The sequence below is a fragment of the Pseudomonas brassicae genome (assembly GCF_010671725.1).
Taxonomy (GTDB): domain Bacteria; phylum Pseudomonadota; class Gammaproteobacteria; order Pseudomonadales; family Pseudomonadaceae; genus Aquipseudomonas; species Aquipseudomonas brassicae.
Map to the genome: position 1 here is coordinate 1 of NZ_JAAHBU010000427.1, position 4,239 is coordinate 4,239.

Annotated in this window: 5 protein-coding genes; 2 read left to right on the forward strand and 3 right to left on the reverse strand. The window is 59.9% G+C overall.

What is annotated here, in order from left to right:
- Nucleotides 1–89 precede the first annotated feature (89 nt).
- Entirely contained in the window at nucleotides 90–641 is a 552-nt protein-coding gene (locus G3436_RS23560) for a glutathione peroxidase (RefSeq protein ID WP_163950122.1), read from the forward strand.
- A gap of 6 nt (nucleotides 642–647) precedes the next feature.
- Here the strand turns inward: G3436_RS23560 and G3436_RS23565 are convergent, their stop codons facing one another.
- Nucleotides 648–908 (reverse strand): DUF2798 domain-containing protein, encoded by a 261-nt coding sequence (locus G3436_RS23565; RefSeq protein ID WP_163950123.1) that lies wholly within the window; start codon nucleotides 906–908, stop codon nucleotides 648–650.
- Between the two features lie 116 nt (nucleotides 909–1,024).
- On the opposite strand from G3436_RS23565, the gene G3436_RS23570 reads away from it, so the two are divergent.
- Nucleotides 1,025–1,960, forward strand: a complete 936-nt coding sequence (locus G3436_RS23570) for a LysR substrate-binding domain-containing protein (protein WP_163950126.1) — start codon at nucleotides 1,025–1,027, stop codon at nucleotides 1,958–1,960.
- Nucleotides 1,961–1,997: 37 nt separating this feature from the next.
- Here the strand turns inward: G3436_RS23570 and G3436_RS23575 are convergent, their stop codons facing one another.
- Nucleotides 1,998–3,272, reverse strand: a complete 1,275-nt coding sequence (locus G3436_RS23575) for an OmpP1/FadL family transporter (RefSeq protein ID WP_163950129.1) — start codon at nucleotides 3,270–3,272, stop codon at nucleotides 1,998–2,000.
- A gap of 144 nt (nucleotides 3,273–3,416) precedes the next feature.
- A complete protein-coding gene (locus G3436_RS23580) occupies nucleotides 3,417–3,899 on the reverse strand; it encodes a hypothetical protein (protein WP_163950131.1) in 483 nt (160 codons plus the stop codon).
- Nucleotides 3,900–4,239: the final 340 nt, after the last annotated feature.

The following is a 4,239-nucleotide window of genomic DNA, read 5'->3' on the forward strand; positions in this document are numbered from 1 at the left end:
CAGCAGGGTGGCCTGGCGCTGATGCAGTTGGGCATGGGCGTGTGCTAGGCGTAAGCTGAGGTTCTGCACTCAGGTAGGGGAGAAAGGATATGCACGCACGCTGGTTGGTGGTTCCGTTGTTGAGCCTGCTTGGCGCGGGTGCTGCACTGGCGGTCGAGTGCCCTGCGCTGTTGCAGGGCGAGTTGCCGAAGTTGCGCGCCAAAGAGCAGGTCAACCTGTGCGAGCAATTCGCCGGCAAGCCGCTGGTGGTGATCAATACCGCCAGTTATTGCGGCTTCGCCCCACAGTTCGAGGGGCTCGAAAGTACCTACAAGGCGTATCACGCGCAAGGGCTGGAAATGCTCGGTGTGCCGTCCAATGACTTCAAGCAGGAAGATGCCGACAGCGAGAAGACCGCCAAGGTGTGCTACGCCAATTACGGCGTGACCTTTACCATGACCGAGCCGCAAAAAGTGCGCGGCGACGATGCCACGCCACTGTTTCGCGAATTGGCCCGGCAAAGCAGTGCGCCGAAGTGGAACTTCTACAAGTACGTGGTCGATCGCCAGGGCAAGGTGGTGGCAAGCTTTTCCAGCCTGACCAAGCCGGACGATGCCGACTTCAAGGCGGCGATCGAGAAGGCCATCGCGTCCCAGCCGTGAGGGCGCTCAGTGCTTGCCGGGGTGGACGGTCCATGCCACCAGCTTGAGCACGATGGGGCGTACCACCAGCACGCAGGCGAAGGCTACCGGCATGGCCAGTTGATAGGCCTTGAGTACACTGCTCAGGTAGTGATCGCCAATACCGCTGTTGGCGGCAGTGATCACAAAGCACATCAGCATGGCCATGATCGACGACATGTAGAATGCGAACACATAGGGCGTGGCGCGAACCCCGAGCTTGAGGCGTGGGCGGGTCTGCGTGGTCATGCAAGGTCCTCCGAATGGTGTGAGAGGGGGCAGACTAGCAAGGCAGCAGACGCTGAGGTAGACGGCACCAGGTTAGGTCTTTATAAAGAGAACCTTACGAATCCTGGAGATGTGCTGTGAACCTGCTGGGCTCGATACGCAGTTTCATCAAGGTGGTCGAGGCGGGCAGCATTGCGGCTGGTGCGCGCAACCTTGGCCTCAGTGCGGCAGCGGTCAGCCAGAACATTGCGCGCCTGGAAAGCCACCTGCAGGTGCGACTGCTGGCGCGAACCACCCGCAGCATGGCGCTTACCGACAACGGCAGGGCCTACTACGAGAAGGTCAGGCACGTGGAGCGCGACCTCGAACTGGCGCAGCAGGCAGTCACTGCAGATGACCGCGAGCCCCATGGACGCTTGTGCATTTCTTCTTCCTCGGCATTTGCACGGCATGTGCTGGCACCGCTGATGCCTGCGTTCAATGTGCGTTACCCGCAGCTTTCAATTGAATTGCTTACGAGCGACGGCCGTGTCAATCACGCCCTTCAATCGGTGGATGTCAGTGTGCGCATTGCTCCGCAGCTGGAGGACGGGTTGCTGGCGCGCCCCATTGCAAAGATCCCCTTCATTTGCTGTGCGGCACCTGCTTATCTGGAGCAGGCCGGCTGGCCGGGCACGCCCGAGGCGTTGAAGGCGCACCGTTGCCTGGTGTTTCGCTACCCGGTCGACGGACGCTTCCTGCGTTGGGGCTTCGTGCGCGATGGGTTGCGTTTTGACGCGGAATTTGGCGATGTGTCGATCAGCGATGACATTGACGTACTGGCGCAGATGGCGGTGATGGGCGGTGGCATTACCCGTCTGGCCGAGTTTGTGGCCAGGCCCTACCTGCAAAGCGGGCAGTTGGTGCCCTTGTTCGAATACTCGCGGCCGATGCAGGCTTATGCGCAGACCGAGCCCATGCACGTTTACCTGTGTGTAGCCGACCGATCAGCGCTGACGCCCAAGGTCAGGGCCTTCATGGACTACGTGCAGGAACGCCTGGCTCACAGGTGGCCGGTGCAGTCCCAGGCATGAAAAAACCGCCTTGAAGGCGGTTTTTTTGCAGCTCGAATCAGAAGCGGTAGGTCAGTGAGGCACCCAGGCCGTGTGCACTGTTTTCATACTTGGCGTTGTACGAACCCTTGAACGACGGGTCTGTGATTGCGGTGCTCTGGTTGATCTTGACCTCTTCTTCCATCAGGTACGAGTAGGCCACATCGATGGTCATGTCGTCGCTTGGGCTCCAGCCGGCGCCCAGGCTGAATACCTTGCGGTCGCCGGTTGGGATACGTGGCGAACGATCATGGTTGTTGGCGGGCGACTGGTCGACAGAGAAGCCGGCGCGCAGGGTCCATTCCTTGTTCACCTTGTAGGCTGCGCCGATGGCGTGGGCCCAGGTGTCGTGCCAGTTCTGTTCTTCGGTGATCTGGCCCAGTGCCGGGGCCAGTGGGCCGGTGTCCTGGTTGTTCACCACGATCGATTCGAGGCGGCTCCAGCGAGTCCAGGTGCTGCCGGCGTACAGGGTCCAGTGGTCATCCAGTTCGTGGGTAACCGAGAAGTCCACCGACTCGGGGGTCTTGATCTTCAGCGAGGCATCGAACTTGCTGCCGCTGAACGGGCCGAAGCCGGAGCCGTTGATCTTGGTATCGCCCTTGAGCTTGTAATCGACCATCGAGTGATAGGTCAGGCCGACACGGGTGCTGTCGGTGGCCTGGATCATCACGCCGATGTTGTAGCCGATGGCAGTGTCGTCACCGGTGATCTTCACCTTGCCGTCATTGCTGCCGGGGGTGGCGCGGTTCAGGGTGGCGGATTCCAGGGTGCCGTCGATGCGGTTGATGGTCGGGCCGAAACCGATCGAGACCTTGTCGTTGAACGCATAGCTGATGGTGGGTTGCAGGGTCACGACCTGCACTTCGCTCTTGCTGCCGAAATAGCGGCCGGCGAAGCCGTGTTCATAATCGGTAATCAGGCCGAACGGCACGTACATGCCGATACCGAAAGCCCAGTGCTCATCGATAGGTTTGACGTAGTAGCCCAGTGGCACGCCCACGACCGGAACCATGTCGCCGTCGTTGCTGCCGCCGAAGGTGCCGCTGCCGCTGATATCGGACTTGGCGATGATGGCTGCGCCGCCAACGGTGACCTGTTCGCGTTTCAGGCGGGACATGCCGGCAGGGTTGCCAAACACGGTGCTGGCGTCATCGGCAGAAGAGGAACGACCCGCGAAACCTGTACCCATGCCGCTGATGCTTTGTTCGTTGAGAGCAAAGCCACTGGCGAACAGCTGAGTGGAGGCCAGGGCGACGGCGAGGCTGAGTGAGGTTTTGAGTATTACTTTTTTCATTATTAGAAACTCCATGGGATCACCGGAGCGCAAAGTATCAATATTTTTGCCACCGCGCTATAGGCTGTATCTCAGGAGATAGAGCTGTTTTGTAGGACAATCCGACCAAATTCGTGGATTTTCAGTGTTTTCTTGTAGGCATGTTCAGCAGGCCTGAAGTGCGGGTATGCCGACACATGCCTGCCAGGCCTGGGTGAAGTCGCGTAATCGGGCGTTTGGTTGAAAAGTTTGGCGCCAGATTCTTGCCAAGCCTAGCAGATCGTCGGGATCTGGCAGTTGTGGGGACTGTTCTTCCACCAGCATCCAGGCGATGGCGGTGGCGTATCGCAGGTTGACCGTCAGTTCCAGGTGCGGCCCGCTGAGAAATGCATGCTGGCTGGCGAGGCCGCGCACGAGGCTGGCGAGGTCGGGGTCGCGGGCCAGAAACTGGTCCCAGAGCGATTGGTGGCGCAGCTCGGCAATGCGATACAGGCCGTGTCCGCGGCGGTCGTGCAAGGCGGAGCCCAGGGCCGATTGGCTGGCAGCCACACCCAGCAGCAGGGCCTCTGCGCTGGGGCAGTGGCGGCCCAGATAGAGCAGGGTGGGGCGTATTACATACTCACTCAACTCGCTCGCGGCGATACCCATGATGCCCTCGAACTGGTAAATGGCCGGCGGGGCGCTGGTGCTTGGCAGCAAGTGGGTCGGTCAGGCCCGCCGGAAGCGGGCCAGGCCGCTTGAGTTGAAGTGTAGTGTCATATTTCTGCTGTAAAGGTCTGTTTTTAAATCAATTGTGGCGGCTTGATATAACGGATATGACGCTTGGGTATTAAGGGGGGGCTTTGGCTATGCGGCTTGTGCTTTGTGCGGTGATAGGTAGCGTGAATGTAGCCTTATAAAGGCTGCTGACGCTGGCTCTTGACCTTGCTCTTGACCTTGCTGTTGATCTGGCTGTTGATCTTGATCTGCCGCCCCTTGCAGAGGCCGA

Bases quoted from the DNA above. Each gene is read 5' to 3' on its own strand.
- G3436_RS23580 (WP_163950131.1), bottom strand. From the start codon at position 3,899: ATGGGTATCGCCGCGAGCGAGTTGAGTGAGTATGTAATACGCCCCACC.
- G3436_RS23575 (WP_163950129.1), bottom strand. From the start codon at position 3,272: ATGAAAAAAGTAATACTCAAAACCTCACTCAGCCTCGCCGTCGCCCTG.
- G3436_RS23565 (WP_163950123.1), bottom strand. From the start codon at position 908: ATGACCACGCAGACCCGCCCACGCCTCAAGCTCGGGGTTCGCGCCACG.
- G3436_RS23560 (WP_163950122.1), top strand. From the start codon at position 90: ATGCACGCACGCTGGTTGGTGGTTCCGTTGTTGAGCCTGCTTGGCGCG.